Origin of the sequence: Enterobacter sp. MF024 (assembly GCF_005843915.1) — a bacterium.
In the GTDB taxonomy this organism is placed as follows: domain Bacteria; phylum Pseudomonadota; class Gammaproteobacteria; order Enterobacterales; family Enterobacteriaceae; genus Enterobacter; species Enterobacter barmai.
Window position 1 is genome coordinate 43,731 of the sequence record NZ_VCBB01000001.1, and the last position, 24,065, is coordinate 67,795.

Here is a 24,065-nt window from a genome sequence, read left to right on the forward strand (position 1 = left end):
GTGCTTATAACAATGAGGATAGCAAAGCATGACAATCAAAACAGGGCTGATGGCAGGCGCAATGTTACTGCTGGCAGGCTGCAACGCCCCATCGCACACCCCCGCGGATAACATCTGCAAAGCCGATAATCAGATGCAGCAGACCACCCTCTATTTCGGCCTTAACCGTCCGGCAGGCGAGGCGATCACCGGCCAGGAGTGGCAGCAGTTTGTCGATCGGGACGTCACGCCGCGTTTTCGCGATGGCTTAACGGTGTTTGATGCGCGCGGGCAGTGGCTCGGTAACGACGGGAAAGTGGCGCGCGAGTCGAGCAAGGCGCTGATGCTGATCCACGGCAAAGATGCTCAGAGCGAGAGCAATATCGAGGCGTTGCGGGGGATCTATAAACAGCGCTTCGCCCAGGAGTCGGTGATGCGCGTTGACCAGCCGGTGTGCGTGCAGTTTTAAACCCGCCCGGTAGGGTGCGGCCTGATCCCCTCACCCCGGCCCTCTCCCAAAGGGAGAGGGTGAAAACATTAAAAACGGTAACCTGAGTTACCGTTTTGCATTTACCTCGCCGCCGGGCGTTTTACCGCACCAGAGCTACAGCACCAGTCCCGCAAAGCTCGCCGACAACAGGCTTACCAGCGTCGCGCCATACACCAGGCGCAGACCAAATCGTGACACCACGTTACCCTGCTGCTCGTTCAGCCCCTTAATCGCCCCCGCGACAATGCCGATAGAGGCAAAGTTGGCGAAGGAAACCAGGAACACCGACAGGATCCCCAGCCCGCGCGGCGTCATCTGAGCGGCAATTTTTTGCAGCTCGATCATCGCCACAAATTCATTCGCCACCAGCTTGGTTGCCATAATGCCGCCCGCGTGCAGGGCATCGCTCAGCGGGATCCCCACCAGCCAGGCCAGCGGATAGAAGACATAACCCAGAATCTGCTGGAAGCTCAAACCAAACAGGCTTGAGAAGAGGGCGTTGACGGCGCTGATCAGGGCGATAAAGCCAATCAGCATCGCCAGAATAATCATCGCCACTTTGAACCCGGCCAGAATATATTCCCCCAGCATCTCAAAGAAACTCTGGGATTCGTGCATCTTCTCGAGCTTAATTTCCGGCTCCGCTTCCGGGCGGGTCGGGTTAATCACCGTCAGGATGATAAAGGTGCTGAACATATTCAGGATCAGCGCCGCCACCACATATTTTGCCTCCAGCATCGTCATATAGGCGCCGACGATGGACAGGGAAACGGTGGACATTGCGGTGGCCGCCATGGTGAACAGACGACGGGAAGAGAGATCTCCCAGCACCCCTTTGTAAGCAATGAAGTTTTCTGACTGGCCGAGCGTCAGGGAGCTGATGGCGTTAAAGGATTCCAGCTTGCCCATGCCGTTCACTTTCGACAGCAGGGTGCCGATAACGCGAATAATCACCGGCAGAATGCGCCAGTGCTGCAGAATACCGATCAGCGCGGAAATAAAGATAATCGGGCACAGGACGCCGAGGAAAATAAACGCCAGCCCTTTTTCGCCCATCCCGCCAAATACAAAGTTGGTGCCTTCGGCGGCATATTTCAGTAACGACTCAAAGAAGCCCGAGACGTACTGAATAACAAACAGGCCGCTTTCGGCGTGAAGGAAAAAGAACGCCAGCGCAATCTCAATAACGATAAGTTGAATGACGTAACGAATGCGAACGCTGCGGCGGTCGAAGCTGACCAGCCAGGCCAGCGCAAGGATAACCACCAGCGCCAGCAGGAAGTGCAGGAATTGATACATAGTTGATTTTCAGCAGATTAGTGAGGCGCACATTTAGCCACAGCCTGCCGTAACCGTAAATGAACTTTTAAGTCTTAACTTATAAACCTTTTAATCACTTAAGTGATTATGTTTACGTTATGGTTTTACATCCTGTCATCAAAATGCAGCATATTTCGCTTGTATTTCTTATTGCCGTAATGATAATCACTATCACAAGAATTTACCTTTCTTTGCATCAGTTGACGGCGAAAAACATTTAAGGTGTTGCATGTTTGTTCCATTTCTCATTATGTTACGTGAAGGGCTCGAAGCAGCCTTAATTGTCAGCCTCATTGCCAGTTATCTGAAACGCACCCAGCGGGGCCGCTGGATCGGCGTCATGTGGATTGGCGTCTTCCTTGCCGCCGCGCTGTGTCTGGGTCTTGGCATTGCCATTAACGAAACCACCGGCGAATTCCCGCAGAAAGAGCAGGAGCTGTTCGAAGGGATCGTAGCGGTGATTGCGGTGGTGATCCTCACCTGGATGGTGTTCTGGATGCGCAAGGTGTCGCGTAACGTGAAGGTCCAGCTGGAGCAGGCGGTGGACAGCGCCCTGGCGAAGGGCAATCACCACGGCTGGGCGCTGATTATGATGGTCTTTTTCGCCGTGGCGCGGGAAGGGCTGGAGTCGGTCTTCTTCCTGCTCGCCGCTTTCCAGCAAGATGTCGGGATCTGGCCGCCGCTGGGCGCGGTGCTGGGCCTGGCGACCGCGGTGGTGCTCGGTTTTCTGCTCTACTGGGGCGGCATTCGTCTCAACCTGGGCGTCTTCTTCAAATGGACCAGCCTGTTTATTCTGCTGGTGGCCGCCGGGCTGGCCGCGGGCGCGATCCGCGCCTTCCACGAGGCGGGCCTGTGGAACCACTTCCAGGATATGGCGTTCGACCTCAGTAACGTCCTCTCCACCCATTCCCTGACCGGCACCCTGCTCGAAGGCATCTTCGGTTATCAGGAAGCGCCGAGCGTCAGCGAAGTGGCGATGTATTTCATCTATCTCATTCCGGCGCTGGCGCTGTTCTTTATGCCCCCGCGTGCAGGCACGCAGCCGTCGCGGTCTGCGCCCTGAAGTGCTCAATGTAGTTACAACATACTTTTAAAAGGGAAAGGTCATGGCAATCCATTTTCGTCGTAGTGCGTTACAGGCTGGCGTGGCAGCGCTGATTGCGTCTGCATTTGCGGCCCAGGCCGCGGATGTCCCGCAGGTGAAAGTCACCGTCAATGATAAGCAGTGTGAGCCGATGACCATCACGGTCAACAGCGGTAAAACCCAGTTCATTATTCAGAACCACAGCCAGAAAGCGCTGGAGTGGGAGATCCTGAAAGGGGTGATGGTGGTGGAAGAGCGTGAAAACATCGCGCCGGGCTTCAGCCAGAAGATGACCGCCAACCTGCAGCCGGGCGAATACGACATGACCTGCGGCCTGCTGACCAACCCGAAAGGCAAGCTGATTGTGAAAGGCGCCGCCACCGCCGATGCCGCCAAAGGGGAAGCGCTGCTGAGCCTGGGCGACGCCATTACTGCCTATAAAGCGTATGTCACCAAAGAGACCGCCGATCTGGTCGCGGGTACTAAAGCCTTTACCGACGCGGTGAAGGCGGGCGATATCGAAAAAGCGAAATCGCTGTACGCGCCAACCCGTCAGCACTACGAGCGCATCGAGCCGATTGCCGAGCTGTTCTCCGATCTCGACGGCAGCATCGACGCCCGTGAAGACGACTACGAGCAGAAAGCCGCCGATCCGAAATTCACCGGCTTCCACCGTCTGGAAAAAGCGCTGTTTGGCGACAACTCCACCAAAGGGATGGAGCAGTACGCGGAGCAGTTGAACAGCGACGTGCTGGATCTGCAAAAACGCATCAGCGAATTGGCCTTCCCGCCGTCAAAAGTGGTGGGCGGCGCAGCCGGTCTGATTGAAGAAGTGGCGGCCAGCAAGATCAGCGGGGAAGAAGATCGCTACAGCCATACCGACCTGTGGGACTTCCAGGCCAACGTCGAGGGGGCTCAGAAGATTGTTGACCTGCTGCGTCCGCAGCTGCAAAAAGACAACAGCGAACTGCTGGCAAAAGTGGATGCTAACTTCAAGAAAGTGACCACCATTCTGGCGAAATACCGCACCAAAGACGGCTTTGAGACCTACGACAAGCTGACCGATGCCGACCGTAATGCCCTGAAAGGGCCGATTACTACTCTGGCAGAAGATCTGGCTCAGCTGCGTGGTGTCCTGGGCCTGGATTAATTCGATGAACAAGCATGATGAGTACGACGTCGCTGAACCTTCACGGCGTCGGTTGTTAAAAGGGGTAGGGGCGCTTGGCGGCGCTCTTGCTCTGGCAGGTGGCTGTCCGGTGGCGCATGCGGCAAAACCGCAGAGCGCGCCGGGCACGCTCTCCCCGGATGCGCGGATGGAGACCCAGCCGTTTCACGGCCTGCATCAGGCCGGGATCTTAACCCCGCAGCAGGCCTCGATGATGCTGGTGGCCTTTGACGTGCTGGCCAGCGATAAAAGCGAGCTGGAACGCCTGTTCCGCCTGCTGACCCAGCGCATCACCTTTTTGACCACCGGCGGCCCGGCGCCCGACACGCCGAACCCGCGTCTGCCGCCGATGGACTCCGGGATCCTGGGGGCCTTTATCGCTCCGGATAACCTGACCATGACGGTGTCGCTGGGGGCGTCGCTTTTTGATGACCGCTTCGGCCTTGCCGGGCTTAAGCCTAAATCACTGCAGAAGATGGTGCGTTTCCCGAATGATTCGCTGGATGCGGCGCTGTGTCATGGCGATCTGCTGATCCAGATCTGCGCCAACACCCAGGACACGGTGATCCACGCCCTGCGGGATCTGATCAAGCACACCCCGGATCTGCTGAGCGTGCGCTGGAAGCGGGAAGGGTTTATCTCTGACCACGCCGCGCGCAGCAAAGGCAAAGAGACGCCGGTGAACCTGCTCGGCTTTAAGGATGGCACTGCCAACCCCGACAGCCAGGATGCGCCGCTGATGGATCGCGTGGTATGGGTGACGGCGGATCAGGGCGAACCGGCCTGGACGGTGGGCGGCAGCTATCAGGCGGTGCGCATCATCCAGTTCCGCGTAGAGTTCTGGGACCGGACGCCGCTCAAAGAGCAGCAGACCATTTTTGGCCGCGACAAGCACAGCGGTGCGCCGCTGGGCATGAAGAACGAGCACGACGTGCCGGATTACGCCAGCGATCCGGACGGTAATGTTATCGCCCTCGACAGCCATATCCGCCTTGCTAACCCGCGCACGAAGGAGACCGAGCAAAACCTGATGATGCGCCGGGGATACAGCTACTCGCTGGGGGTGACCAACTCCGGTCAGCTGGATATGGGGCTGCTGTTTGTCTGCTTCCAGCACGATCTGGAGAAGGGCTTTTTGACCGTCCAGAAGCGCCTGAACGGCGAAGCGCTGGAAGAGTACGTGAAGCCGATTGGCGGGGGCTACTTCTTTGCCCTGCCGGGCGTGCAGAATAAAAACGGCTGGCTGGCACAGGGTCTGCTCGAAGCCTGATTAGCGTCCCGCTTAACCCTTAAGCGGGATGATTTTTTCCGTCTCTCTATCTCCTTGTTATAATTCTGTAATAGTCCGATAGCAGACTAAGTGAAACTGTAGGTCGAGTCTTAAAAGTTGCATTCGGGTAAAATAAATGTTGCATTCATGCTAAATCCTGATGTACTTACTTTAAGAAAGCGGTAAACCTTACAGTGAATATGAATCACTCTGGAGATCGCCGATGGTTGGGTCCTGTACTGGACAAGGTAAACGTAACAACCGCAGCACCCGGCGCGGAGGCTCAAACTCCGGCAGCGATCTCTTCACCGAAAAATTCTCCCCCTCCACAGCAAATCCTGATTTTACCGACCCGTCGAATGGTGAGCATAGCGATCCGGCGGCGTCATTTAACCAAGCAAGCTATGGCTTAGAAGGAAGCCAACCCTCAGATGTTTGTTCGCCTAATCGCACTGATTGCGGTGCGAGTGATGAATACCAACAACTCAAGGTGCTATCCATGGGAAGACAAAAAGCAGTGATCAAAGCTCGTCGTGAAGCGAAACGTGTGCTGAGACGGGATTCACGTAGCCATAAACAGCGTGAAGAAGAGTCGGTCACCTCGCTTGTGCAGATGAGTGGCGTTGAAGCAATTGGCATGGCGCGGGACAGCCGTGATACCACCCCAATTGTGGCGCGCAATGACGCTCAGGCGCAGTACCTGAATGCTATTGAGAGTAAGTCGCTTATTTTCGCCACCGGGGAAGCCGGTTGCGGGAAAACCTGGATAAGTGCAGCCAAGGCGGCGGAGGCTCTGATTCATAAGGACGTCGATAAGATCATTGTGACCCGTCCGGTATTGCAGGCTGATGAAGATCTCGGCTTCTTACCTGGCGATATTTCGGAGAAGTTTGCCCCCTATTTCCGGCCCGTCTACGACGTGCTTGTGAAACGGTTGGGTGCATCTTTTATGCAGTACTGCCTGCGTCCCGAAATTGGTAAGGTAGAAATTGCGCCGTTCGCCTATATGCGCGGACGTACATTTGAAAATGCAGTTGTGATTCTCGACGAGGCTCAGAACGTAACTGCTGCGCAAATGAAGATGTTTTTAACGCGCCTCGGGGAAAACGTGACGGTGATCGTGAACGGGGATATCACCCAGTGCGACCTGCCGGCCGGCGTCAAATCGGGTCTGAGCGATGCGCTGGCACGTTTCGAAGAGGATGAGATGGTGGGCATCGTACGTTTCGATAAAGACGATTGCGTACGTTCGGCGCTCTGCCAGCGGACGCTGCAGGTCTACTCCCGGTCATAGCATAACCTTCTCGTTTTACTTGCTTCCTGTAACCCCTTCCCGGCGTAATGCCGGGAAGCTGCGTCTGATTCCTCGGTTGAAATGTACCTGCGGTTGTCTTTCACAAGATCATATTATGATGATGACATATTTATTTCGTATAGAAAATGCCGGGTATTACGCGGTGTTTTGCTGTATTTATAAGTCTTGTTGTTAACTCAACAGGCTTTTTAATAAAAATGACAGAAGTGTGATATTAATTCGTAATACCCACAAAATATGTATGAAAACCATGATCAGGCTAATTATAAATAATCAATTAAACGTGAATGTTGTCACAATTCACTACTGTCAGCCGAATATTAAGTTGGTAACTTTCGGGCTATTATCTATGTTTCGTAGTCATTCAAACACAATTCTAAAAAGAAACTCCCGGGAAGACTTTTCTCTGGAACATCACGCTGAGGGCCATACATGAACGAACTGGTTAGTGCAATTAATGGTGTTATCTGGAGCCCGGCGTTAATATTTTTATGCCTGGGTGTTGGCCTCTATTTCTCACTGCGTAGTCGCTTTTTACAATTACGCCATGTCAAACATATGGTGGCTCTGATGTTCCAGGGGCGTGCCACGGATGCAGGCGTATCGTCGTTTCAGGCACTGACAATGACGCTGGCGGGTCGCGTGGGGACCGGTAACATCGCGGGTGTGGCAACCGCCATTACCTTTGGCGGGCCGGGAGCGCTATTCTGGATGTGGATGGTGGCGTTTTTGGGTGCCAGCTCCGCTTTTGTTGAATCCACTCTGGGTCAGGTTTATAAAGAAAAAATTAACGGCGAATATCGTGGCGGTCCTGCCTTCTATATTGAAAAAGGTTTGGGCGTGAAATGGTACGCATGGTTATTTGCTATTGTGACTATTTTCTCCTGCGGCTTATTACTTCCCGGTGTACAGGCAAACTCTATTGGCGCCAGCCTGGATATTGCCTTTGGCCTCGATCCAAATGTCACCGCCGCATTATTGGCTATATTATTAAGTTTCATTATTTTTGGTGGTGTGAAAAGGATCGCCAGCTTTAGCAGCATGGTCGTTCCTTTTATGGCGCTCGGCTATATTATTGTCGCCTGCGTTATTATCGCCATTAATATTGAGCAACTTCCTTCTGTTATTCTGCTGATCTGGAAAAGCGCATTTGGCCTTGAAGCAGGCTTTGGTGCTGTTCTGGGGCAGGCAATAATGTGGGGCGTTAAGCGCGGGGTATATTCCAACGAGGCGGCGCAAGGTACAGGGCCACATGCTTCCTCAGCGGCCGAAGTGAGCCATCCGGCGAAACAGGGCCTGGTTCAGGCCTTCTCAGTCTACATCGACACGCTGTTCGTCTGCTCCGCGACCGGATTCATGCTGTTGATTACCGGGTTGTATAACGTTCAGGGCGTCGATGGCGCGGCAATCTATACAGGGATTGCAGGCGTGGCAGCAGGCCCTGGCTATGTGCAGACCGCCATGGAAAGCATGATGCCTGGTTTTGGTAATTACTTCGTTGCCATTGCGCTGTTCTTCTTTGCTTTCACCACTATTATTGCCTACTACTATATTGCTGAAACAAATATCGCGTATATCAACCGTAAAATTCACCGCCCGTGGCTGACGTTCTTGCTGAAAATATGCCTGTTAACGTCCACGGTATATGGCACCGTGCGTACTGCAGATCTGGCATGGGGGTTGGGCGATATTGGGGTCGGCCTGATGGCGTGGCTTAACATTATTGCAATTGTTCTTTTACATAAAAAAGCATTTGCCAGTCTTAAAGATTATGAAAGCCAGAAGGCGCAAGGTATCGATCCGCAATTTGATCCGATTCGACTTGGGATTAAAAATGCCGATCACTGGGTTAAAGACCGTAAAGATGAAAAGGATGCGAGCCTGGGTCAGACATCTTCACTGTCGGGAAATCGTACACTAAGTTGATGGTGCAAAAAGAGCCCGTATGAAAGTACGGGCTCTTTTTTTATATGGCGGTGAGAAGGTTAGGGGTCTGGATTCCGTGAACATGCCTGATGGCGCTTCGCTTATCAGGCCTACGGGATTGAGGCCGGGTAACGCTTTGTTCCCTCGCCCCTTTGGGGAGAGTGTGAGGGGCCCAGCGCGCACGGTGCCGCATCTGGCACCGGGAGGGATTGACTCGCTTCGCTCGCCCTTCGGGCAGCCTGTTCGCTGCGCCCTCAGTCTGTCCAACTGGCTGTCGCCAGTTGTCGAACCCCGGTCGAGGGCTCTCATCCCTCCCTCTCGGGAGAATATAAAAGAAAAGAGCCCGTACTTGCGTACGAGCTCTCATCTCGAATATGGCGGTGAGGGAGGGATTGACTCGCTGCGCTCGCCCTTCGGGCAGCCTGTTCGCTGCGCTCTCAGTCTGTCCAACTGGCTGTCGCCAGTTGTCGAACCCCGGTCGAGGGCTCTCATCCCTCCCTCTCGGGAGAATATAAAAGAAAAGAGCCCGTACTTGCGTACGAGCTCTCATCTCGAATATGGCGGTGAGGGAGGGATTGACTCGCTGCGCTCGCCCTTCGGGCAGCCTGTTCGCTGCGCTCTCAGTCTGTCCAACTGGCTGTCGCCAGTTGTCGAACCCCGGTCGAGGGCTCTCATCCCTCCCTCTCGGGAGAATATAAAAGAAAAAAGCCCGTACTTGCGTACGAGCTCTCATCTCGAATATGGCGGTGAGGGAGGGATTGACTCGCTGCGCTCGCCCTTCGGGCAGCCTGTTCGCTGCGCTCTCAGTCTGTCCAACTGGCTGTCGCCAGTTGTCGAACCCCGGTCGAGGGCTCTCATCCCTCCCTCTCGGGAGAATATAAAAGAAAAGAGCCCGTACTTGCGTACGAGCTCTCATCTCGAATATGGCGGTGAGGGAGGGATTCGAACCCTCGATACGTTGCCGTATACACACTTTCCAGGCGTGCTCCTTCAGCCACTCGGACACCTCACCATATTGTTTTGCTGCCTTTCCTCTCGGGGGCAACGGGGCGCTACTATAGGGAGTCGGGCTAAAACGGTCAAGCAGATTTTATGCTTTACTGCGCGTTCGGTTAAGCAATAAGCAGCTCCACGGTTTTCAGGCCGTGGAGCGAGCCATTAGCGCTGTGAATCGAGCGCCTCACCGTTCTTCACCACCTCTTGCGCCTTGCCGTAGCTTTCAATCAGCAGCTGATACGCCGGGAAGATATGGGTATAGACTTCCGCCCACTGCGCCGCATCTTCACGATTCCAGGTGCGCTGGATCTCCGAGGCGACAGCGGCGGTATCCATTGGCACTACGCCTGCCTGCACCACACGCGCCAGGGTGATCTCCTGGGCCATTTTGCTGTAGGTGCCCGATGCGTCGATCACTGCAAACACCTTATAGCCGTCGGCCACCGCGCTGATTGACGGGAAGGCCATGCAGACGCTGGTGATGGTCCCGGCGATAATCAGCGTTTTACGTCCGGTCGCCTTCACGGCGGCCACGAACTCCGGGTTGTCCCAGGCGTTAATCTCACCTTTACGCGCCACGTACTGCGCATGCGGCGCATTGGCGTGGATCTCCGGGATCAGCGGCCCGTTTGGCCCCTGCGGCACGGAGGCCGTGGTGATCACCGGGATATTCGCCAGGCTGGCGATTTTCGCCAGCGCCGCGGCGCGGGCGCGCAGTTCCGGCATCGGCATGTCGCCGACGGTCTGGAACAGGCCGCTCTGGTGATCGATTAGCAGCATCACTGCATCATTCACATCAATCGCCGGACGTGCGCCGTTAAAGTTAGCGGGGGTAGACATGATTCTCTCCTTTATTACATTCAGATCTGACCGAAGCGGCCGGAATTGAAATCGCGAATGGCTTCGGCGATTTCGCTTTTACTGTTCATCACAAACGGGCCATAGCCCACAATCGGTTCATTCAGGGGCTCCCCGGCCATCAGCAGCACTTTGGCGTCGCTGCTGGCTTCCAGATGGAGCGTCTCTCCCTGCTGGCTCAGCACCGCCATCTGGGCTTCACCTGCCTCTGCGGTGCCGTTCACCGTCACGTTGCCCTCCAGCACCACCAGCGCGGTGCTCCAGCCTTCAGGCTGAGTCAGCGTGAGATGGCTGCCCTGACGCAGGGTGAGATCCCAGACATTCAGCGGCGAGTAAGTGTGCGCCGGGCCGGTAGTCTCTTCGTAGCGACCGGCGATCACCCGCAGCGAGCCGCTGTTGTCGGGCAGCGTCACCACCGGAATCTGGCTTTTGGTGATGCTCTGATAGCCCGGCGTCGCCATCTTGTCTTTCGCGGGCAGATTGACCCACAGCTGCATCATTTTTAGCTCGCCGCCTTTCTGCGCAAAGGCGCTGGAGTGGAACTCCTCGTGCAGAATACCGGCGCCCGCCGTCATCCACTGCACGTCCCCCGGGCCAATCACGCCGCCTTTACCGGTTGAGTCGCGATGCTCCACTTCGCCGGAATAGACGATGGTGACCGTTTCAAAGCCACGGTGGGGATGCTCACCCACGCCGCGTTTTGCGCCATCCGCCGGGAAGGTGTAAGGCCCGGCATAATCGAGCAGTAAAAACGGGCTCAGCGGCTCACCCTGTGTCTGGTAAGAAAACATCGAACGCACCGGGAAACCGTCGCCAACCCAGTGCTGACGGGGTGCGGTATAAATGCCTGTAACGTTTTTCATGGTGTTCTCCTGATGTTCTGTTGATGTAATTAGCTTATATTCAGGTTTAATATCCCGGTAGATAGTGAAAATAAGTTGCACTGTTCTGTTTATGGAACGATGAGGGCGTGATGCAGGATCTCAATGATTTCGTATGGTTTGTGAAAGTGGTCGATCACGGTGGCTTTGCGGCGGCAGGTCGGGCGCTGGATCTGCCAAAATCCCGGCTCAGCCGACGGATAGCCCAGCTTGAGGCGCGGCTGGGCGTGCGTCTGATCCAGCGAACCACGCGCCAGTTTACGGTGACGGAGGTGGGGCAGACCTTCTATCAGCACTGCAAGGCGATGCTGGTGGAGGCCGAGGCGGCGGAAGAGGCGGTCGCGGCGTTGCAGGCTGAACCGCGCGGCATGGTGCGGATCACCTGCCCGGTCACGCTGCTGCACGTTCACGTTGGGCCGATGCTGGCAAGGTTTATGGCGCGCTATCCCGGCATTAATCTGCAGCTGGAAGCGACTAACCGGCGGGTGGACCTGGTGGCAGAGGGCATTGATGTAGCCATCCGGGTGCGTCCTCGTCCGTTTGACGACAGCGATCTGGTCCTGCGGGTACTGGCCGACAGGGGGCATTGCCTGGTGGCGGGGCCAGAGCTGATTCAGCGCCTGGGTGTGCCGACAATGCCGTCGGAGCTCAGTGCCTGGCCCGGCTTGAGTCTGGGGGAGGGGAGGCAGATCCATAAGTGGGCGTTAAGCGGGCCCGAAGGGGCAAAGGCGGAGGTCCATTTTCAGCCGCGCCTTATTACCACCGACATGCTGGCGCTGCGGGAAGCGGCGATAGCGGGGGTAGGGCTGGTGCAGTTACCCATTTTGATGGTCAAAGACCAGCTGGCGTCCGGGGCGTTAATAAAAGTGCTGGAGGCATGGGAGCCGCGGCGGGAAGTTATTCACGCGGTTTATCCCTCCCGCCGCGGGCTGTTGCCGTCAGTCAGAACGCTGGTGGATTTTTTGACGGAGGAGTATGCGAGGATGGTGGAAGAATGATTGGGGTCAGGTTTTGATTTTGTAGGTCGGGTAAGCGAAGCGCCACCCGACAAGCAGACCGCACGGTGCCGCATCTGGCACCGGGAGGGATTGACTCGCTTCGCTCGCCCTTCGGGCAGCCCACTCACTGCGTTCGTGGTCTGTCCAACTGGCTGTCGCCAGTTGTCGAACCCCGGTCGAGGGTTCTCATCCCCCCTGCAGGCGTGCACTATGCGAAAAAAAAGCCCGCATTTTCATGCGAGCTCTTCTTTAAATATGGCGGTGAGGGGGGGATTCGAACCCCCGATACGTTGCCGTATACACACTTTCCAGGCGTGCTCCTTCAGCCACTCGGACACCTCACCATATTGTTATCCCGTTGCTGCCGGGACGGGCGCTAATGTAAGGAAAAGCCTGACTGACGTCAATCAACTTTTTCAGTAAATTAGCGCGTTAAGACAAACTTCAACCAACATGATTTTTAATTGCGCTGAAAGCGCCTTTTTTATCAACAACACCCCGGTCGCAAATTTTGTTATGCTGCAATGCAGTTGAAAATGAACGTAAAACAGCGCAACAGAAGGCAATCGCAATGGACATTATTTTTTACCACCCGACATTTGATAACGCTTACTGGATAAAAACACTCTCGGCGGCGCTGCCGGGCGCGCGGGTGCGGGAGTGGAAGCGCGGCGATAATGAACCGGCAGATTACGCTCTGGTGTGGCATCCGCCGGTTGAGATGCTGCAGGGCCGTAACCTGAAAGCGGTATTTGCCCTCGGGGCCGGGGTGGACTCGATCCTCAGCAAGCTCAAGGCGCACCCGGAAATGCTGGCGGAGTCGATCCCGCTGTTCCGCCTCGAAGACACCGGTATGGGCCAGCAGATGCAGGAGTACGCCGTAAGCCAGGTGCTGCACTGGTTCCGCCGGTTCGACGACTATCAGGCGCTGAAAAAGCAGGCTCGCTGGGAACCGCTGGCCGATTACCCGCGCGAAGAATTTACCATCGGCATCCTCGGCGCCGGGGTATTGGGATCGAAAGTGGCCGAGGCGCTGGCTCCCTGGGGCTTCCCGCTGCGCTGCTGGAGCCGTACCCGCAAGAGCTACCCTGGCGTCACCAGCTTTGCCGGGAAAGAAGAACTGCCGCAGTTTTTACAGGGCACGCGGGTGCTGATTAACCTGCTGCCGAATACGGCTGAAACCGTCGGCATCATCAATAAGGACCTTATCAGCCAGTTGGCGGATAACAGCTATCTGATGAACCTGGCGCGCGGCGTACACGTGGTGGAGGCCGATCTGCTGGCGGCGCTTGAGAGCGGCAAGCTGAAAGGCGCGATGCTGGATGTCTACAGCAAAGAGCCGTTACCCGCTGACAATGCCCTGTGGGCGCACCCGCGCGTGGCGATGACGCCGCACATTGCAGCAGTGACGCGTCCGGCAGAAGCCATCGACTATATTGCCCGCACCATCTCCCAACTGGAGAAGGGCGAGCAGGTCACCGGGCAGGTCGACAGACAGCGCGGTTACTGAGTCAAACCCGGCGATTGCCGGGTTTTTGCTAATAAACGCCCTGGATAACTGCTATCCTTTGGGAAACACGAGAGGAGAGAACGATGTACCCCGTTGACCTGCATATGCACACCGTCGCCAGTACCCACGCCTACAGCAACCTTCATGACTACATCGCCCAGGCTAAACAAAAGCACATCAAACTCTTTGCGATCACCGATCATGGCCCGGATATGGCTGATGCGCCGCACTACTGGCACTTTGTGAATATGCGCATCTGGCCACGGGTGGTGGACGGCGTCGGGATCCTGCGCGGCATTGAAGCCAATATCAAAAACACCCAGGGTGAAATTGACTGTACCGGCCCGATGCTCACCTCTCTGGATCTGATCCTCGCCGGTTTTCACGAGCCGGTTTTCGCACCTCAGGATCGGGCGACCAACACCGAGGCGATGATCACCACTATCGCCAGCGGTAACGTACATATCATCAGCCATCCGGGTAACCCGAAATATCCCATCGACATTCAGGCTGTCGCCCGGGCGGCGGCAGAGCATCGCGTGGCGCTGGAGATCAACAACTCCTCCTTTATTCACTCCCGCAAGGGCAGTGAAGCGAACTGCCGGGCAGTAGCGGCGGCGGTGAAGGAGGCCGGTGGCTATGTGGCGCTGGGATCGGATTCCCACACTGCCTTCACGCTGGGTGATTTTAGCGAATGCCGCAAAGTCCTCGACGATGTAGACTTCCCGCAAGATCGCATTCTGAACGTCACGCCGCGCCGGATGCTGGATTTCCTCGAGTCGCGCGGCATGGCGCCAATTGCTGAATTTGCCGAATTTTAACTGTGTAATGGACTAAATAAATGAATGAGTTTTCCATCCTCTGTCGCGTACTGGGTTCTCTTTACTATCGCCAGCCGCAGGATCCGCTGCTGGTGCCGCTGTTAACCTTGATCCGCGAAGGCAAGCTGGCCCAGAACTGGCCACTTGAGCAGGATGAGCTGTTGCAGCGTCTGCAAAACAGCTGTGATATGCAGCAGGTGGCCGCCGATTACAATGCGCTGTTTGTGGGCGAAGAGTGCCGCGTGTCGCCGTATCGCTCCGCATGGGAAGAGGGCGCAACCGAAGCCGAAGTGCGCGCGTTTCTCTCTGCACGCGGGATGCCGTTGACCGATACCCCGGCCGATCATATCGGTACGCTGCTGCTGGCGGCCTCGTGGATTGAAGATCATGCGGCGGATGATGAAAACGAGGCGCTGGAAACCCTGTTTGGGGAGTACATCCTGCCGTGGTGCGGGGCGTTTCTCGGTAAGGTCGAAGCGCATGCCACCTCTCCATTCTGGCGCACCATGGCGCCACTCACCCGTGACGCCATTGCCGCTATGTGGGACGAACTGCAGGAAGAGAATGAAGAGTGATTTAGATCACTCTTTACATGTAACAGCAAATCTCAATTTGCATATTATGTGTTCCTGATCGCATTTCATGGCCGCGTATCTGCTAAGATGCGCGCCATGAACATACTACTCTCTATCGCAATCACGACAGGCATCCTCTCCGGGATATGGGGTTGGGTTGCCGTCTCTCTCGGACTCCTCAGTTGGGCGGGCTTCCTCGGCTGCACGGCCTACTTTGCCTGCCCGCAGGGCGGCGTGAAGGGGCTATTTATCTCGGCATGTACCCTAATGAGCGGCGTGGCCTGGGCGATGATTATCATCCACGGCAGCGCGCTGGCACCGCATCTGGAAATCCTGGGCTACGTCATGACCGGCGTGGTGGCGTTTCTGATGTGCATTCAGGCAAAACATCTGCTGCTGTCATTTGTCCCTGGCACCTTCATGGGGGCCTGCGCCACCTTTGCAGGGCAGGGGGACTGGAAGCAGGTGGTGCCTTCGCTGGCGCTGGGGCTGGTGTTTGGTTACGCCATGAAAAACAGCGGACTTTGGCTGGCGGCGCGACGGGAACGAACGCGCCACGTCACGGCGCTGAGCAAATAAAAAAAGGCGAGACCCGGGTCTCGCCTTTTTAATGCGCTTTCTGTCAGGATTCTGGCGGCGTCGACATCTCGCGGTATTTCACCAGAATATCGTTTTTCACTTCGTTTTTGTTTTGCAGGTCCCACAGTCCGCGATCGATACCGTCGTTAATCAGGAAGATCACCCCGGTTTCAATTGCTGACATCAGGCAGAGCATGACCGGCTCGTTAGAGGTATAGCCGATTTCGCCTTCCAGCAGACGCTGGTAGTCGATGAAGCGGAACACCCCGGCCTGCACTTCGTACGAGAGAATCGTTTTGCTGGTGGTAACGGACGACAGGATTTCGCCGGTACTGACGTTGACCACACGCAGGTTCACCGCAATCTGGTCAAGCTGGTACTGCGTATCGCCGCCGATACCGAAGTAACGGGCCCCCACACCGCCCGATTTGACGTTACTTTCGTAGCCGATAATTGAGCCTTCGACCATGACGTTCGCGGCCGTAAGCGAATGCAACGGAATGCGGTTGTTCATCGCTACGGTGCCGTTATCCTGCGCAGCACGAATGATCTTACGTTCGTTAAGCAGGTTTTGCAGCCCCTGACGTTCCAGAGGAATAAACCAGCGTGAGTCTTTTAACGCAGTGACCAGCATGGCGGTGGCGCTTTGCGGTACAGCCGTTGAGAAGTTACTTGCCGGATACGGTTTAAATTGCCCGGTTTCATCCTGAATATTATAAACCGACACGTAAATCTTACCCGTTGGCAATGGCAATTTGGTTAAATCACGATAGCTCTGGGCGCGAGGCATTAATGTCGGTTTCGCTGCTTCTTTCGGCGGAGCAGTTAAACAACCGCTCAATAAGCACACTGCAACAAGGAGGAGAAAGCGCTGCATGATTATTGTCCTTATCTCGACATTTTTTAAAAGTCGGTAGAATTGTTTTGCAAGCCCGCAACCTGAATGGTGGAGGTTTTCCCCGTTTTCCGGTCTGTCACGTTCAGCTGCATTTGACCGTCCGCATTGGCGATGTCGACAATAAAGTCGCTGGTCACCATACGGCCGGGTGTGCCGGTATTAATATTGGTCAGCAGTCCGCCCAGAACCTGGGCCTGGATTGCCTGGGTAAAGTTATCCAGCGCGCTCGGGGTTTCAATACCAAAATCATCAGAGCTTGGATCCGTATAGGAGTTTTGCGCCTGCGCCGAGTTTAAAAGGAAAGATCCGTTATTTGGGTTTCCACCAAAGTTCGGGTTGCGGAACTGGAAGGTCATATTTCCGGCCCAACTCAGAGATGGAATTAGCATTAAAGCTACAACTGCATGGACAACACGCATGAATGCCTCCGAATTAAAATTCGTCTTGCGCTAAATCGCCGGTACTCAGCAGAGCCTTATCGATCTGCAGACGATTTAATGCCTCTTCGGTTTGAGCCAGAGCAAAGACCACGTTTTTATCCAGGTCAGTTTTCGAGGGGTATAAGAAGGTCTGGAAAATAACGTCCTGATTAACCGTTATTGTGATCCAGCTTCCCCATCGTGCACTGGGCCGTTCATTGATCGTTAAGTTACCGGGATAGTCACTTTCCCATTTGTCGCTAAAGCCACGATAGAAAGCATGGCCGACAGCCGAGACGGTGTGGTCAGTTAACAATCCAGGTATCTCAACTTCAACCGCATGAAGATTCCCGGCAGCAAGCCACAGGCCTGCTGCGGTAATCCAACTCATTGTGCGTTTCATACTGTTAACGCCTGAGGTTATCATTCGCCCATGAAACCGCCTGAGTCCGGTTTTTGACAGCTATCTTCTTGAAAAGATTATAAAGATGGGTCTTAACCGTATTTTCGCTGATAAATAACGAACGGGCGATTTCAATATTTGAAGCACCTATACGTAATTTATTCAGAATCTCTTTTTCGCGATGGGTCAGCAAAGCGGACTCTGAACTGTTATAGCGATAATTTCCGGAATGCGTGATGAGGTAGCTGGCAAGTTTCTGCGAAAAATAGCATTCCCCACGCAGTACTCCCTGCAGGCCATCCACCACGCGTGTCTCGTCCTCGTTGACATAAAAGACACCGTTGATATGTGGCCAACTTTCAATATCCCTGAATGGGTATTCTTCGGGAGTATTTAACAACAACACACGGATATTGTTGTTTTTCCTGCTTAAAATATCTTGCCAGTATTGGATAAGCTTTTTATCCGCTTCCATCATATCGAAAAGAATAATGCTGCCAGGAGCAATGTCATCGAAAGAGCGTTGAATACTATGCAATTTTCCGCTCAACGTTAAGCTATGCTTTAAATGCTGTAGTAAAGCTGTCGCCTGTAAAGAAGGTTTGGTGACTAACAATAAAGTCTGACCATGCAAGCTTTGGACTTCATTAAACATGATGAAACCCCTTTTTTGAACATCTGGCAGCTGCCCCCAATATATATTGGGGGCACCAGAAGTACTGACAGATGTGCACTGCTGTGTGTAGAAGAAAGACCATATCCCTTGAGAGAAGGGAAAATAAAATTAACAATGCCGAACTTCTGTTTTCAATCTAGCTATTACGATTTTTAAAGCAAGTGTTAAACGTGTAACAAGATGTAAAAATCAATATTACTTTGTAAAAAATGAGTTCATGAATTGCTTAGGAATCATTAAAAAGTTGTACACATTGTTATTGATGCACACATTTTAAAAATCATACAAATAACGATAACTTTATGATTTTTATAGGTTATATTATTTTGTCAATATGTGTAGTCAGGTATGAGCTTGTTCAAAAAGCTAAGTCTATTTTTACAATGTGTAAACGTCTTAAGAAATCACGAGGTTTGTCACGCAATCATGGATATATCCCGTTTTCCCTTCTGCAGAGCAGACGAAACGGCAAATCTGCCGAATTGACGATTTTGATTTTTGCAAACTGAAAAAGACGCTTTTTGCACCCCTCTAAAATCGTTGTATCGCCACAGTATTTAATTTTATTTAATACTTTGGGGTGAACGAAAGAATAAAAATACAACTGGCGGGTGAGATATTAAAATTGTTTCGGCAGACATACTCTTCATCGTAACGCCGGGTTAACAAAATATTTGTTCTTGTTAACGCAGTTATTATACCACCAGGTCCAGGGTGATAACATGAAGAACAAGTTGTTATTGATGTTGACATTACTGGGTGCACCTGGATTTGTTTTCGCAACGACTGATTTAGCAGCGTCAGAATACAATTTCGCGGTTAATGAGCTAAGCAGATCCTCATATAACCAGGCAGCTATCATTGGACAAACTGGTGTGAATAACAATGCCAACGTTCAACAGCAAGGTCAGAAATTGTTATCTGTCGTTTCTCAGGAGGGCGGAAATAATCGGGCGAACATTGATCAATCAGGCAGTTACAACCTTGCCTATATAGATCAAAAAGGGAACTCGAACAATGCGAGTATTAATCAAGGTGCATATGGTAATACCGCAGTGATTATTCAGAAAGGTTCTGGTAATAAAGCGAATATTACGCAGTATGGTACGCAAAAAACGGCAGTTGTAGTGCAGAGACAGTCGCAGATGGCGATTCGCGTTATTCAACGCTAGCTATTGGGCGATAATTAATCAATCCGATGGGGGCTTTACAATGAAACTTTTAAAAGTGGCAGTAATTGCAGCAATCGTGGTTTCTGGCAGTGCTATGGCTGGTTCTATTCCACAATGGGGTAATAACCATGGTGGTGGCGGAAATAACAACGTCAGCCCAGAATCGCTGACCGTTTATCAATACGGTGGCCGTAACAATGTGGACGCTTTGCAAAGCGATGCACGTGGGTCTGAAATTACTGTTCGTCAGAATGGTTTCGGTAACGATGCTGACCTGTCTCAGGGCGCTGACAGCAGCGAAATCAGCCTGACCCAGCGTGGCCAGGGTAACGAAGCGACCATCAGCCAGTGGAGCGGTCGTGACCTCTCTGCGACTGTTAGCCAGTCTGGTGGCCGTAACGAAGTCGATCTTCGTCAAACTATGAACGGCGCTACTGCTAACATTACTCAGGTTGGCTTCGGCAACACCGTGACTGCTGGCCAGTACTAATACTGCCGCTGAACGTCGAAAAACAGGGCTGAGGCCCTGTTTTTTTTTGGGAGAAAATGATGAATACACTTTTATTGCTTGCCGCGCTAACCAGTCAGATTACCTTTCAGACCTCCACCGAAGGTGAGATGGTCACTATTATTCCTCAGGTGACCGTTACGGAACCCTGCTTATGCCAGGTGCAGATCCTCACCTCGCGCAGCGGCCCCGGTGGGCAGAGCACCTCGCGCCAGCAAAACACCGTCTCATTGCCAGCTAATAAAACGGTCAACCTTTCCCGCATGACCCTCAATTCCGGGCCCAATGACAAGGTCAACGTCATTGTGACGGTGTCGGATGGGAAATCGCTGCACTTATCACAGCAGTGGCCGCCGTCTAAAGGCTAATGGTTGAAATATTCATAAAATCAATGCATTAATTGATGTGGCGAAAATGTTATTCCATTGTTATTCTCATGTTGCTGGCGTCGTCGATGCCAGCCGATAGCCCCCTGTGAGGGCACGTTGTTTAAGGATCAGGGACGATTGTCATTGAGGAGTATACCGATGGTTTCGTTCCGTACTACCCTTGCAGCAGCGTCTTTGTTTGCCGTAACGCTCGCTCCCGCTTTCGCCAATGTTATTCATTTCACCGGACAGATTGTTGAAGACCCGTGCAATATCACGCCTGATTCACACAGGTTGTCCATTACCTGCCCGCAGGATAAAAAGATGACGACCCAACAGGTAAGCTATCAGGAGGCGATCAACGGCAATGTTCCCGCTGCAGACCGCGCGACCGTCAGCATGAAGTACATTAACCCGCAAAAATCTCTCGCCATCGTGCAGGTTGATTACCGCTAAGGCGGAGCCGTTTTCTGTCAACCTGGCTGCCACAACCCAACCTCTGCGATACACTTAAGAAAAAAGCGGTATCCAGAGGTTGCTTATGTACTCCCGAATTGAAGTCTTTCATGGTGATATCACCACGCTGCATGTTGATGTGGTGGTCAATGCTGCCAATCCTTCCTTAATGGGCGGGGGCGGCGTGGACGGCGCTATCCACAGGGCGGCGGGACCCGCTCTGCTTGAGGCCTGCAAGCTGGTGCGCCAGCAGCAGGGCGAGTGCGCCCCGGGGCACGCGGTGATTACCCTCGCAGGCGATCTGCCCGCCAAAGCGGTGATCCACACCGTCGGCCCCGTCTGGCATGGGGGAGAGCAGCATGAAGCACGTATCCTTGAAGAGGCCTACCGCAACAGCCTGAATCTGGCGGCAGCCAACGGTTACCGCACCCTGGCATTCCCCGCAATAAGCACTGGCGTTTACGGTTATCCCCGTGCGGCAGCAGCAGAAATCGCCGTAAACACGGTTTCGGATTATCTCACCCGCAAGCCTCTGCCGGAGCGGGTATACTTTGTCTGTTATGATGAAGAAAATGCCCGGCTATACCAGCGACTGCTTACCCAACGAGGACAGGAAACCGACGCATAATACGCGACTGGGGCGTGCTATTGCGCCGGTCAGCTCCGCTCACCCTGGACTTTGCGGCCTTCTTCCCCTTGATAACAGTCTCGACGCCTTCGCCTGCCGCTACCGGCTGGCGGAGATGGCGGAAAAGACGTTAGATGTTCAGTACTACATCTGGGAAGACGACATGTCAGGACGGCTGTTGTTTTCCGTACTGTTGTCCGCCGCCATGCGCGGGGTACGCGTTCGCCTGTTGCTCGATGATAACAACACCCAGGGGCTGGACAGCATCCTGCGCCTGCTGGACGCACACCCTAATTTTTCTGTCCGGCTGTTCAATCCTTTCTCCTTCCGCACCCTGCGCGCGCTGGGTTATCTCACCGATTTCGCGCGACTTAACCGCCGGATGCACAACAAGAGTTTTACCGTCGACGGCGAGGTCACCATCATTGGCGGACGCAACGTCGGCGATGCCTATTTTGGCGCGGGCGAAGAGCCGCTCTTTTCCGATCTGGATGTGATGGCGACCGGTCCCGTGGTGCAGGACGTCGCAGATGATTTTGAGCGTTACTGGAACTGCGCGTCGGTCTCCACGCTCCAGCAGGTTCTGGAACTCTCTGAAGCCGAAATCGAGGATAAAATTCATCCGCCGGAGGAGTGGTACCGGGACGATATTACCCGGCGCTATCTGGATAAACTCCAGTCCAGCGACTTTATTACCAATCTTGAAGCGGGCAATTTACCGCTGATCTGGGCTAAAACCCGGCTGCTTAGCGACGATCCGCGTAAAGGGCAGGGCAGGGCGAAACGCCACTCCCTGTTGCCGCAGCGCTTACTGGACGTGATGGGCTCACCGGTGGAGCAAATTACGATTATCTCGGCCTATTTTGTGCCGACCCGGGCCGGGGTGGCGCTGCTGCTGCAGATGGTGCGCAAAGGGGTTAAGGTTGCCATCATGACCAATTCGCTGGCCGCCAACGACGTCTCTGTGGTTCATGCCGGCTACGCCCGCTGGCGCAAAAAATTGCTTCGTCACGGCATCGAGCTCTATGAGCTGAAGCCCACCCAGGACGGTGTCCCGCCGGCGCACGACCGCGGGATCACCGGGAACTCCGGATCCAGCCTGCATGCCAAGACGTTCAGCGTCGACGGCGAGAAAGTGTTTATTGGTTCGCTCAACTTTGATCCCCGCTCCACCATGCTCAATACCGAGATGGGTTTTGTCATCGAGAGCAAGAAGCTGGCGAGACTGATCCATACCCGGTTCGTGCGCAGCCAGCGTCACGAAGCCTGGCAAATTCGGCTGGATAAGCTCGGGCGTCTGAACTGGATCGAGCGCAAGGACGGGCAGGAGATCGTGCATAAAAAGGAGCCCAAAACCCGCTTCTGGCAGCGGGTTCTGGTGCGTCTGGTTTACTGGCTGCCGGTAGAGTGGCTGCTGTGATGACGCGCCGGTTCAGCGACCGGCGCACAACGGCTTAGCTGGTGGCCTGCGGGGTGTTATTCGCTTTCGTGGCCGGTTTGCCCGAAAACAGGAAGCGCAGCAGCGGAATACGCAGATGGATTTCATAGAGCACAATCGCAATCCCTACCACAAAGACCAGGCCGCAGATAAAGCCGAGCAGGTTTGAGCTGATATGCGGCGTGATGTACGCGCCAAAGAACAGCGTCAACGGATGGTGCACCAGATAGATGAACAGCGAGGCGTTAACGAAATAGGTGACGCGCGCGGATTTAAAGTTCAGCAGGCGGTGACCCAGGGCAAAGACCACGTTGACCATCCACAGACCCAGCAGCATGGTGATCACGCTTTCGGTTTCATACATCCACGCATCGCCGCTGCCATAACGCTGGTTGAGCAGGTAAGCGATAAACGCCAGCAGCGCCCCAAGAGTGCAGCCGCGCGACGGCGTGGTGAACAGGGCTTTCAGCTTCGGATGGACAAAGGCCAGCGCGCCGATCAGGAAGAAAGGCAGGTAGAACAGGGTCTGCATCACCACGAAATTAAACAGGCCATCGCTGAGGATCGGCGAACAGACGATGAGCAGCGTGCGGCGCAGCGCGGCATACGCGATACCCAGCACCAGAAACAGCACTGACAGTTTGCCCCAGCTGATATCGGCAAAAAACGCGTCCGAGCGGGCGCTCAGATGATGGCGCATACGGCTGAACAGCCACAGGCTGACGGTGGTCATCACCACCAGCACCAGCAGGAACCACAGGTGCGAGACCAGCTCCCAGGCCAGCGTGTTGTATTTATCGTACAGCGACAGGCTGTGCCAGGTGTCGGCTTTGCCTTTGACATACTGCAGCATAATGAATTGCGGCAGCGTCAGCAGGGGAATCGCGGTAAGCATCGGAATGCCGACGCGCTCCACGCGCACTTTCCACCAGCGCTTAAGCGGGTAGCGCAAAAAAAGCATGTAAGAGAAGTAGCCAGAAATAACGAAAAAGACCTGCATCCGGAAGGAGTGGATAAAATCGTTAAACAGCGTCAGCCACCATGACGACTCCGCACTATTGACGTGCCAGACGTGGCTCGAATAAATCAAGGAAATGTGAAACGGGATACCCAGCAGCATGAGCCAGGCCCGGATAGAATCAAGGAAATATTCGCGTTGTGCGGGTACGGTACTCATATAACGTTGCGCATTCTCAGACTTTTCGTCTTATCCCTAAGACCAATAGTGTTTACATTCGGTGCCAACCCTACACGAAGTCTGACACACTGTCTCCAGGATAAGCACGCAAAGTGAAAACGGGTTACTTTCACTTGCTTAATCCATGAGCC

Annotated in this window: 25 protein-coding genes, 2 tRNA genes and 3 other RNA genes; 17 read left to right on the top strand and 13 right to left on the bottom strand. The window is 54.2% G+C overall.

The window, feature by feature from the left end; genetic code table 11:
• The first annotated feature begins 28 nt into the window (after window positions 1-28).
• Complete coding sequence (locus tag FFB58_RS00225; RefSeq protein ID WP_138368602.1) at window positions 29-448, top strand: DUF3574 domain-containing protein; 420 nt, start codon at window positions 29-31, stop codon at window positions 446-448.
• Between the two features lie 135 nt (window positions 449-583).
• On the opposite strand, the gene FFB58_RS00230 is transcribed toward FFB58_RS00225, so the two are convergent.
• Complete coding sequence (locus FFB58_RS00230; RefSeq protein ID WP_039032310.1) at window positions 584-1,768, bottom strand: nucleoside transporter C-terminal domain-containing protein; 1,185 nt, start codon at window positions 1,766-1,768, stop codon at window positions 584-586.
• Window positions 1,769-2,018: 250 nt separating this feature from the next.
• Between FFB58_RS00230 and efeU the strand changes: the two genes are divergently transcribed.
• The 5 genes from efeU to FFB58_RS00255 all read left to right on the top strand — a co-directional run bounded on the left by efeU (window position 2,019) and on the right by FFB58_RS00255 (window position 8,552).
• Complete coding sequence (gene efeU, locus FFB58_RS00235; RefSeq protein ID WP_138368603.1) at window positions 2,019-2,852, top strand: iron uptake transporter permease EfeU; 834 nt, start codon at window positions 2,019-2,021, stop codon at window positions 2,850-2,852.
• A gap of 43 nt (window positions 2,853-2,895) precedes the next feature.
• Window positions 2,896-4,023 carry an iron uptake system protein EfeO gene (gene efeO / locus FFB58_RS00240; protein WP_138368604.1) on the top strand — a complete coding sequence of 376 codons (1,128 nt, stop codon included), beginning with the start codon at window positions 2,896-2,898 and terminating at the stop codon, window positions 4,021-4,023.
• Window positions 4,024-4,027: 4 nt separating this feature from the next.
• Window positions 4,028-5,311, top strand: coding sequence for an iron uptake transporter deferrochelatase/peroxidase subunit (gene efeB / locus FFB58_RS00245; protein WP_138368605.1), 1,284 nt, complete (start codon window positions 4,028-4,030; stop codon window positions 5,309-5,311).
• Between the two features lie 499 nt (window positions 5,312-5,810).
• Window positions 5,811-6,605 carry a phosphate starvation-inducible protein PhoH gene (gene phoH / locus FFB58_RS00250; RefSeq protein WP_039032314.1) on the top strand — a complete coding sequence of 265 codons (795 nt, stop codon included), beginning with the start codon at window positions 5,811-5,813 and terminating at the stop codon, window positions 6,603-6,605.
• 453 nt (window positions 6,606-7,058) lie between these two features.
• Window positions 7,059-8,552, top strand: coding sequence for an alanine/glycine:cation symporter family protein (locus FFB58_RS00255; RefSeq protein WP_039032315.1), 1,494 nt, complete (start codon window positions 7,059-7,061; stop codon window positions 8,550-8,552).
• A gap of 375 nt (window positions 8,553-8,927) precedes the next feature.
• Here the strand turns inward: FFB58_RS00255 and FFB58_RS00260 are convergent.
• The 6 genes from FFB58_RS00260 to FFB58_RS00285 all read right to left on the bottom strand — a co-directional run bounded on the left by FFB58_RS00260 (window position 8,928) and on the right by FFB58_RS00285 (window position 11,269).
• Window positions 8,928-9,065, bottom strand: a non-coding RNA gene (locus FFB58_RS00260) — RtT sRNA.
• Between the two features lie 45 nt (window positions 9,066-9,110).
• A non-coding RNA gene (locus FFB58_RS00265) (RtT sRNA) lies at window positions 9,111-9,248 on the bottom strand.
• A 45-nt stretch (window positions 9,249-9,293) separates the two neighbouring features.
• A non-coding RNA gene (locus tag FFB58_RS00270) (RtT sRNA) lies at window positions 9,294-9,431 on the bottom strand.
• A gap of 45 nt (window positions 9,432-9,476) precedes the next feature.
• Window positions 9,477-9,564: transfer RNA gene (locus tag FFB58_RS00275), tRNA-Ser, on the bottom strand.
• Window positions 9,565-9,710: 146 nt separating this feature from the next.
• Window positions 9,711-10,388 (bottom strand): isochorismatase family protein, encoded by a 678-nt coding sequence (locus FFB58_RS00280; RefSeq protein WP_138368607.1) that lies wholly within the window; start codon window positions 10,386-10,388, stop codon window positions 9,711-9,713.
• 20 nt (window positions 10,389-10,408) lie between these two features.
• Window positions 10,409-11,269 (bottom strand): pirin family protein, encoded by an 861-nt coding sequence (locus FFB58_RS00285; protein ID WP_138368608.1) that lies wholly within the window; start codon window positions 11,267-11,269, stop codon window positions 10,409-10,411.
• Between the two features lie 110 nt (window positions 11,270-11,379).
• Here FFB58_RS00285 and FFB58_RS00290 point away from each other — a divergent pair, with 110 nt between their 5' ends.
• Window positions 11,380-12,285 carry a LysR family transcriptional regulator gene (locus FFB58_RS00290; protein ID WP_138368609.1) on the top strand — a complete coding sequence of 302 codons (906 nt, stop codon included), beginning with the start codon at window positions 11,380-11,382 and terminating at the stop codon, window positions 12,283-12,285.
• Window positions 12,286-12,541: 256 nt separating this feature from the next.
• On the opposite strand, the gene FFB58_RS00300 is transcribed toward FFB58_RS00290, so the two are convergent.
• Window positions 12,542-12,629: transfer RNA gene (locus FFB58_RS00300), tRNA-Ser, on the bottom strand.
• A gap of 227 nt (window positions 12,630-12,856) precedes the next feature.
• Here FFB58_RS00300 and ghrA point away from each other — a divergent pair.
• The 4 genes from ghrA to FFB58_RS00320 all read left to right on the top strand — a co-directional run bounded on the left by ghrA (window position 12,857) and on the right by FFB58_RS00320 (window position 15,770).
• Complete coding sequence (ghrA, locus tag FFB58_RS00305; protein ID WP_138368610.1) at window positions 12,857-13,795, top strand: glyoxylate/hydroxypyruvate reductase GhrA; 939 nt, start codon at window positions 12,857-12,859, stop codon at window positions 13,793-13,795.
• Window positions 13,796-13,878: 83 nt separating this feature from the next.
• Window positions 13,879-14,616: a phosphatase gene (locus tag FFB58_RS00310; RefSeq protein WP_138368611.1), complete on the top strand. Its 738-nt coding sequence runs from the start codon at window positions 13,879-13,881 to the stop codon at window positions 14,614-14,616.
• Between the two features lie 20 nt (window positions 14,617-14,636).
• Entirely contained in the window at window positions 14,637-15,191 is a 555-nt protein-coding gene (locus FFB58_RS00315) for a molecular chaperone (RefSeq protein WP_138368612.1), read from the top strand.
• Window positions 15,192-15,287: 96 nt separating this feature from the next.
• Complete coding sequence (locus FFB58_RS00320; RefSeq protein ID WP_138368613.1) at window positions 15,288-15,770, top strand: DUF1097 domain-containing protein; 483 nt, start codon at window positions 15,288-15,290, stop codon at window positions 15,768-15,770.
• 43 nt (window positions 15,771-15,813) lie between these two features.
• Here FFB58_RS00320 and csgG read toward each other — a convergent pair whose 3' ends face one another.
• From csgG to csgD, 4 genes are read right to left on the bottom strand one after another with little or no spacing between them, the layout of a single operon-like run.
• Window positions 15,814-16,647, bottom strand: coding sequence for a curli production assembly/transport protein CsgG (csgG, locus tag FFB58_RS00325; RefSeq protein WP_039032323.1), 834 nt, complete (start codon window positions 16,645-16,647; stop codon window positions 15,814-15,816).
• Window positions 16,648-16,673: 26 nt separating this feature from the next.
• The gene (csgF, locus tag FFB58_RS00330) at window positions 16,674-17,087 is read right to left on the bottom strand and encodes a curli production assembly/transport protein CsgF (RefSeq protein ID WP_039032324.1); all 414 of its coding nucleotides are present in this window, start codon (window positions 17,085-17,087) and stop codon (window positions 16,674-16,676) included.
• A gap of 13 nt (window positions 17,088-17,100) precedes the next feature.
• Window positions 17,101-17,490 carry a curli production assembly/transport protein CsgE gene (csgE, locus tag FFB58_RS00335; RefSeq protein ID WP_039032325.1) on the bottom strand — a complete coding sequence of 130 codons (390 nt, stop codon included), beginning with the start codon at window positions 17,488-17,490 and terminating at the stop codon, window positions 17,101-17,103.
• 4 nt (window positions 17,491-17,494) lie between these two features.
• Entirely contained in the window at window positions 17,495-18,145 is a 651-nt protein-coding gene (csgD, locus tag FFB58_RS00340) for a biofilm master transcriptional regulator CsgD (protein WP_039032326.1), read from the bottom strand.
• 743 nt (window positions 18,146-18,888) lie between these two features.
• Here csgD and csgB point away from each other — a divergent pair.
• The 6 genes from csgB to FFB58_RS00375 all read left to right on the top strand — a co-directional run bounded on the left by csgB (window position 18,889) and on the right by FFB58_RS00375 (window position 22,718).
• Window positions 18,889-19,338, top strand: coding sequence for a curli minor subunit CsgB (gene csgB / locus FFB58_RS00350; protein WP_039032327.1), 450 nt, complete (start codon window positions 18,889-18,891; stop codon window positions 19,336-19,338).
• Window positions 19,339-19,378: 40 nt separating this feature from the next.
• The gene (gene csgA / locus FFB58_RS00355) at window positions 19,379-19,828 is read left to right on the top strand and encodes a curli major subunit CsgA (RefSeq protein WP_039032328.1); all 450 of its coding nucleotides are present in this window, start codon (window positions 19,379-19,381) and stop codon (window positions 19,826-19,828) included.
• A gap of 59 nt (window positions 19,829-19,887) precedes the next feature.
• Window positions 19,888-20,214: a curli assembly chaperone CsgC gene (gene csgC, locus FFB58_RS00360; RefSeq protein ID WP_039032344.1), complete on the top strand. Its 327-nt coding sequence runs from the start codon at window positions 19,888-19,890 to the stop codon at window positions 20,212-20,214.
• Window positions 20,215-20,373: 159 nt separating this feature from the next.
• Window positions 20,374-20,670, top strand: coding sequence for a type 1 fimbrial protein (locus FFB58_RS00365; RefSeq protein ID WP_286172409.1), 297 nt, complete (start codon window positions 20,374-20,376; stop codon window positions 20,668-20,670).
• Window positions 20,671-20,755: 85 nt separating this feature from the next.
• Window positions 20,756-21,298, top strand: a complete 543-nt coding sequence (gene ymdB / locus FFB58_RS00370; protein WP_039032330.1) for an O-acetyl-ADP-ribose deacetylase — start codon at window positions 20,756-20,758, stop codon at window positions 21,296-21,298.
• Entirely contained in the window at window positions 21,234-22,718 is a 1,485-nt protein-coding gene (locus FFB58_RS00375; protein WP_171029929.1) for a phospholipase D family protein, read from the top strand. Before ymdB ends, FFB58_RS00375 begins: the two co-directional genes overlap by 65 nt.
• A gap of 34 nt (window positions 22,719-22,752) precedes the next feature.
• On the opposite strand, the gene mdoC is transcribed toward FFB58_RS00375, so the two are convergent.
• Window positions 22,753-23,913: a glucans biosynthesis protein MdoC gene (mdoC, locus tag FFB58_RS00380; protein ID WP_138368616.1), complete on the bottom strand. Its 1,161-nt coding sequence runs from the start codon at window positions 23,911-23,913 to the stop codon at window positions 22,753-22,755.
• Between the last annotated feature and the right edge of the window lie 152 nt (window positions 23,914-24,065).

What these genes read in the sequence shown, in the direction of transcription:
- FFB58_RS00280 (WP_138368607.1), bottom strand. Translation starts at nt 10,388, where the DNA reads ATGTCTACCCCCGCTAACTTTAACGGCGCACGTCCGGCGATTGATGTG.
- mdoC (WP_138368616.1), bottom strand. Translation starts at nt 23,913, where the DNA reads ATGAGTACCGTACCCGCACAACGCGAATATTTCCTTGATTCTATCCGG.
- FFB58_RS00225 (WP_138368602.1), top strand. Translation starts at nt 29, where the DNA reads ATGACAATCAAAACAGGGCTGATGGCAGGCGCAATGTTACTGCTGGCA.
- csgE (WP_039032325.1), bottom strand. Translation starts at nt 17,490, where the DNA reads ATGAAACGCACAATGAGTTGGATTACCGCAGCAGGCCTGTGGCTTGCT.
- csgG (WP_039032323.1), bottom strand. Translation starts at nt 16,647, where the DNA reads ATGCAGCGCTTTCTCCTCCTTGTTGCAGTGTGCTTATTGAGCGGTTGT.
- FFB58_RS00315 (WP_138368612.1), top strand. Translation starts at nt 14,637, where the DNA reads ATGAATGAGTTTTCCATCCTCTGTCGCGTACTGGGTTCTCTTTACTAT.
- FFB58_RS00375 (WP_171029929.1), top strand. Translation starts at nt 21,234, where the DNA reads ATGAAGAAAATGCCCGGCTATACCAGCGACTGCTTACCCAACGAGGAC.
- csgB (WP_039032327.1), top strand. Translation starts at nt 18,889, where the DNA reads ATGAAGAACAAGTTGTTATTGATGTTGACATTACTGGGTGCACCTGGA.
- efeO (WP_138368604.1), top strand. Translation starts at nt 2,896, where the DNA reads ATGGCAATCCATTTTCGTCGTAGTGCGTTACAGGCTGGCGTGGCAGCG.
- FFB58_RS00320 (WP_138368613.1), top strand. Translation starts at nt 15,288, where the DNA reads ATGAACATACTACTCTCTATCGCAATCACGACAGGCATCCTCTCCGGG.
- efeB (WP_138368605.1), top strand. Translation starts at nt 4,028, where the DNA reads ATGAACAAGCATGATGAGTACGACGTCGCTGAACCTTCACGGCGTCGG.
- FFB58_RS00290 (WP_138368609.1), top strand. Translation starts at nt 11,380, where the DNA reads ATGCAGGATCTCAATGATTTCGTATGGTTTGTGAAAGTGGTCGATCAC.
- FFB58_RS00230 (WP_039032310.1), bottom strand. Translation starts at nt 1,768, where the DNA reads ATGTATCAATTCCTGCACTTCCTGCTGGCGCTGGTGGTTATCCTTGCG.
- ghrA (WP_138368610.1), top strand. Translation starts at nt 12,857, where the DNA reads ATGGACATTATTTTTTACCACCCGACATTTGATAACGCTTACTGGATA.
- FFB58_RS00285 (WP_138368608.1), bottom strand. Translation starts at nt 11,269, where the DNA reads ATGAAAAACGTTACAGGCATTTATACCGCACCCCGTCAGCACTGGGTT.
- FFB58_RS00255 (WP_039032315.1), top strand. Translation starts at nt 7,059, where the DNA reads ATGAACGAACTGGTTAGTGCAATTAATGGTGTTATCTGGAGCCCGGCG.
- csgA (WP_039032328.1), top strand. Translation starts at nt 19,379, where the DNA reads ATGAAACTTTTAAAAGTGGCAGTAATTGCAGCAATCGTGGTTTCTGGC.
- csgC (WP_039032344.1), top strand. Translation starts at nt 19,888, where the DNA reads ATGAATACACTTTTATTGCTTGCCGCGCTAACCAGTCAGATTACCTTT.
- csgD (WP_039032326.1), bottom strand. Translation starts at nt 18,145, where the DNA reads ATGTTTAATGAAGTCCAAAGCTTGCATGGTCAGACTTTATTGTTAGTC.
- phoH (WP_039032314.1), top strand. Translation starts at nt 5,811, where the DNA reads ATGGGAAGACAAAAAGCAGTGATCAAAGCTCGTCGTGAAGCGAAACGT.
- ymdB (WP_039032330.1), top strand. Translation starts at nt 20,756, where the DNA reads ATGTACTCCCGAATTGAAGTCTTTCATGGTGATATCACCACGCTGCAT.
- FFB58_RS00365 (WP_286172409.1), top strand. Translation starts at nt 20,374, where the DNA reads ATGGTTTCGTTCCGTACTACCCTTGCAGCAGCGTCTTTGTTTGCCGTA.
- csgF (WP_039032324.1), bottom strand. Translation starts at nt 17,087, where the DNA reads ATGCGTGTTGTCCATGCAGTTGTAGCTTTAATGCTAATTCCATCTCTG.
- FFB58_RS00310 (WP_138368611.1), top strand. Translation starts at nt 13,879, where the DNA reads ATGTACCCCGTTGACCTGCATATGCACACCGTCGCCAGTACCCACGCC.
- efeU (WP_138368603.1), top strand. Translation starts at nt 2,019, where the DNA reads ATGTTTGTTCCATTTCTCATTATGTTACGTGAAGGGCTCGAAGCAGCC.